Source organism: Mesorhizobium sp. M7A.F.Ca.CA.002.15.2.1 (genome assembly GCF_003998715.1).
In the GTDB taxonomy this organism is placed as follows: domain Bacteria; phylum Pseudomonadota; class Alphaproteobacteria; order Rhizobiales; family Rhizobiaceae; genus Mesorhizobium; species Mesorhizobium ciceri.
Genome location: NZ_RZPI01000489.1, coordinates 1 through 4377 on the forward strand (window position 1 = coordinate 1; position 4377 = coordinate 4377).

The 4377-nt window shown below is 65.5% G+C and carries 4 protein-coding genes; 1 reads left to right on the forward strand and 3 read right to left on the reverse strand.

The features are described from left to right. Positions 1-76 precede the first annotated feature (76 nt). Positions 77-1366: an MFS transporter gene (locus ENZ74_RS23390; RefSeq protein WP_063167647.1), complete on the reverse strand. Its 1290-nt coding sequence runs from the start codon at positions 1364-1366 to the stop codon at positions 77-79. Between the two features lie 119 nt (positions 1367-1485). Between ENZ74_RS23390 and ENZ74_RS23395 the strand changes: the two genes are divergently transcribed. After that, the gene (locus ENZ74_RS23395; protein ID WP_013532847.1) at positions 1486-2394 is read left to right on the forward strand and encodes a LysR substrate-binding domain-containing protein; all 909 of its coding nucleotides are present in this window, start codon (positions 1486-1488) and stop codon (positions 2392-2394) included. Between the two features lie 32 nt (positions 2395-2426). Here the strand turns inward: ENZ74_RS23395 and der are convergent, their stop codons facing one another. Together der and ENZ74_RS23405 are read right to left on the reverse strand one after the other, a co-directional pair. Then, positions 2427-3860 (reverse strand): ribosome biogenesis GTPase Der, encoded by a 1434-nt coding sequence (der, locus tag ENZ74_RS23400; protein WP_013532848.1) that lies wholly within the window; start codon positions 3858-3860, stop codon positions 2427-2429. Next, a partial coding sequence (locus tag ENZ74_RS23405) for a tetratricopeptide repeat protein (protein ID WP_127313015.1) occupies positions 3857-4377 on the reverse strand: 521 nt, incomplete at its 5' end. The genes ENZ74_RS23405 and der, both read right to left, overlap by 4 nt.

Sequence of the window (4377 nt, forward strand, 5' to 3'; positions counted from 1 at the left end):
TAACGGATTCGATCGGGTTTTCCCGGTCGGCCCGAGGTCGTGGTTGCGAAGTCGGGCGATTTTGCGGCCGGACCATTCAGGCCGGGCGCAGGAAGATCGGCCGGGCGATCAGCGCGCAGATGGCGGCCGCCAGCCAGACGCCGGACCAGGACCAGAGGTGCAAGAGCCCCGGAATGGCCACCGGCACCAGGAAGAAGCCGACGAAAACAAAGGTGTTGGCAAGGCTGAGCGCGGTTCCGACATGGCCGGCGCCGGCAAGGGTGGCAAGCTCGGTGTAGGCGACGCCGTGCCAGGCGGAGACAGAGATGCCTGCGACAATAAGCACGACCGGAAGAACCGCCGACCAGATGAGCTGGCCGCCCGGAATGGTTGGGCCGAACAGGACCAGCAGCCAAAGCATGGCGAAGGCAAGGGCGCTGAACGCGCTGCACAGGCGAAGAAATTGGCGGCGGTTGCCATAACGGTCGGTGAAGCGGCCGCTCCAGATGCGCATGACCATGGCGCTGATCTGCACCGCGGCGAGGCTGGCACTGATTGCCGCCGTTCCCAACCCAACGAAGTCGTGCAGGAATACGGAGGCGAAGGTGAGCACGGCCACCTGCGGAAAGCAGAGCAGGCCGATGGCGGTCGCGATACGCCAGACGTCGCGATTGCGCAGCGGCGCCGGTCCGGCCACAGCCGAAGCGGGATGGCCCTCGCCCGCCGTCGGCGGCTCGTGCAGCCAGCGCCAGGCGAACAGGGCAGACAGAGCGGATGCACCCGCCAGGACTCCGAACACCGCGGCAAAGCCGAAAGCCAGCGCAAGCGAGGGCAGCACGAGCGCGCCAAGGCCGCCGCCAAGCGGCACCGCCGTCTGCCTGATGCTCATGGCGAAGCCGCGCTCGTTTTCCCGGAACCAGCCCATGATGGCGCGGCCGCTCGAACCGTTGACGCTGCCGCCGAGCAATCCGGTGATGAATAGGCTCGTGGAGAGCAGCGTGACATCGGGAGTACCGGTCCTTGTCGGCACGACCAGCATCGCCATGACCAGGAGCCACGCCGCCGTCGCGCCGAGCCCGATCAACAGCACGCGGCGGTCGCCCCAGCGATCGGTGAGCAAGCCCCAGGGCAGTTCGCTGAGCGCGACCCCAAGCCCGAGAAGGCCGAGCGCCAGACCGAGTTCGGCATTGCCTAGGTGATAGCCCTGGCGAAGAACGACCGCCGTCGCCGGGATGCCGGAGAACGTAGCCGAGAAGGCGGCATTGGCGGCAACGCCGATGCCCAGGACTTTCCAGCGATGGCCCGGCGTGAACACCCTCCCGGTGGAACCGGTATCTTCCAGAAGTTCCGACGGCTGCCGGTCGGTGCAATTGACAATGGCGGACATGACTTCATTTCCCGTGCTGGCCAGCGGTCCGGCCTTGACGATCTGTCCCTACCGCCATAATTTCGTCCTGAAAATCAGGAAGTTTTGAACTTACAATCCTGAAAATCGGGACTTCCAACATGCGACGCGTGACATTCGACCTCGACGTCCTGCGCAGTTTCGTCACCGGCATGGAGCTGGGTAGCTTTGCCAAGGCCGCTGACCGGCTTGGCCGGTCGACGTCGGCGGTCAGCGCGCAATTGAAGAAACTGGAAGAACAGGCGGCGACGCCGATCTTCCGCAAATCAGGACGCGGCCTCGCTTTGACCGAGGCAGGCGAGACCATGCTCGGCTATGCGCGCAGGCTGATCGAATTGAATGACGAGGCGGCATCCGCCATCCACGGTGTCGAGCTGGAAGGCTGGGTACGGCTCGGCTTGCAGGAAGATTTCGGCGAGGCGGTGCTGCCGGACGTGCTCGGCCGATTTGCCCGGGCGCACCCCAAGGTGAAGATCGAAGCCAGGATCGCACGCAGCCACGACCTTGCCGAAAGGGTCCTGTCAGGCAGCCTCGATATCGCGCTCGCCTGGCACTGCGGCGAAACGCTGCCCTACAGCCAGCATGTCGCCGATGTGCCGATGCGCTGGATCGGGCCGGCAAAGCGTATCGAGACCAGCCTGCGCAACAGTGAGCCGCTGCCGCTGGTGGCGCTCGAAGCGCCATGCCTTCTGCGCACGGTGGCAACCGAAACGCTCGACCGCGCCGGCCTGTCGTGGCGGATGGCCTTTTCCAGCCCGAGCCTTGGCGGCATCTGGGCAGCCGTGGCGGCGGGGCTGGGGCTGACAATCCGCACCGACATCGGCCTGCCGGCCAGCGTCAGCGCGATGACGCCGGAGATCGCCGGGCTGCCGGCATTGCCCAAAATGGCGTTGGTGCTGCACCAGAAGGATGCTGAACTGGATCCGGTGGCAGCGCGGCTGGCCGACATATTGCTGCAGGCGGCGTTGCAGGCGCTGCCACGGGACGAGCGGTTGAAGGAGGTCGCTTAGACAGCCGGAACAGGTATCCAGCGCCCGACCGCTTATTTACGCTTGTTCGACCTGCCGGCGAACGGATTGTCCGACGTGCGCAGCGCGATGCGGATCGGCACGCCGGGCATATCGAAGGCTTCGCGCAGGCTGTTGGAGAGATAGCGGACATAGGATTGCGGCATCGCATCGGGCCGCGAGCACTGGACAACGAAACCCGGCGGCCGGGTCTTGGCCTGGGTGACGTATTTGACCTTCAGCCGGCGCCCTGCCACGGCAGGCGGCGGATGGTGTGCCAGGATGCCTTCCAGCCAGCGGTTGAGCTTGCCAGTCGAGACGCGGCTGTTCCATACCTTGTGGGTCCTGATGACGGCATCCATCAGCTTGTCGAGGCCGCGCCCGGTCTCGCCGGAGACAGGTACGGCCTGCAGGCCGCGCGCCTGGGGAAGAAGCCGTTCCGTCTTCTCGCGCAGTTCGGCCAGAAGCTCCTGGGGATGGTCGATCAGGTCCCATTTGTTGAAGGCGATCACCGGCGCCCGGCCTTCCCTGATGATCAGGTCGGCGATCTGCAGATCCTGCTTCTCGAAGGGAATGGTGGCGTCGAGCACGATGATGACGATCTCGGCGAAGCGGATGGCGCGCAGGCCGTCCTGCACCGACATCACTTCGAGCTTTTCGTGAATCCTGGCCTTGCGGCGCATGCCGGCCGTATCGAACAGCTTCAGGCGGCGGCCATGCCAATCCCAATCGACCGAGATCGAATCACGGGTGATTCCGGCTTCCGGTCCGGTGAGCAGCCGCTCTTCGCCGATCAGCGCGTTGATCAGCGTCGACTTGCCGGCATTGGGACGGCCGACGACGGCGATGCGCATCGGTTTGGTGTCGTCATAGGTGTGCTCGGCATCCGGATCGGCGATATCCTCGCCGATCAGCACCTCGCCGGCAGCGATCTCTTCGTCTTCGCCATCTTCGTCTTCGCCGAAGGCGCGCGCTTCGCCGAGCGCGCCGATCACGGCGTCGCGCAAATCGGGCATGCCCTGGCCATGCTCGGCCGAAACCGGGATCGGCTCGCCAAGGCCGAGCTCCCAGGCTTCCAGCATACCGCCCTGGGCGCCCTTCGCCTCGGCCTTGTTGGCGACCAGCACGACCGGCTTGCCGGACTTGCGCACGATCTCGGCGAAGGTCCTGTCGTCAGGCAAAAGGCCGGACTTGGCATCGATGGTGAAGAAGATCAGGTCGGCCTCGCGGATAGCGATCTCGGTCTGCGCACGCATGCGGCCGGGCAAGGTCGAGGCACCAGCGTCCTCGAAGCCGGCGGTGTCGATGACATCGAAATGCAGGTCGTAGAGCTTGGCGGCGTGGACGCGACGGTCGCGGGTGACGCCCGGCGTGTCGTCGACAAGCGCCAGCTTTCTTCCCACCAGCCGATTGAAGAGAGTCGATTTGCCGACGTTAGGTCTGCCGATGATGGCGACTTTGAAGGTCACGACGCACTGCCCGACCCGCGGATCAGCTCGGACATCAATGTTGCGCGCTCGCGGGTGTTGCGCGGGGCGCCGTCATCGGCGGCGATCTGGTCGAACAGTTTCAGCGCATCCTGCGTCTTGCCTTCCTTCCAGGCGGAAAGGCCGAGCGCCTCGCGCGCCGTGTGGCGCAGCGTGTTGGTGTCGGATGTCAGCGCTTCGATACGGCTGGACACGTCGGCGAACGAGCCATGGTCGACGAGCAGCAGCGCTGCCCGCAGCCGCGCCATGTCGCGAATGCTCTGGGGAATGGCCGTGTCGGCGGCGACTTCGTCGAAATCCTTGACGGCGGCGGGAACGTCGCCCTTGTTCGCCTTGACGGTCGCGCCGCGCATGCGTGCGAGCAGCGGATAGGCGCCGTAGCCATCCTTCTCCAACTGATCGAGCGCGGTCAGCGCCTCATCGTTCTTGCCGTCATTGGCAAGCTTCAGCGCCTGCGAGAACGCATCGCCCGAGCGGTTGGCGCGCGTCTCGTCCCAAT

What these genes read in the sequence shown, in the direction of transcription:
- ENZ74_RS23395 (WP_013532847.1), top strand. Translation starts at nt 1,486, where the DNA reads ATGCGACGCGTGACATTCGACCTCGACGTCCTGCGCAGTTTCGTCACC.
- ENZ74_RS23390 (WP_063167647.1), bottom strand. Translation starts at nt 1,366, where the DNA reads ATGTCCGCCATTGTCAATTGCACCGACCGGCAGCCGTCGGAACTTCTG.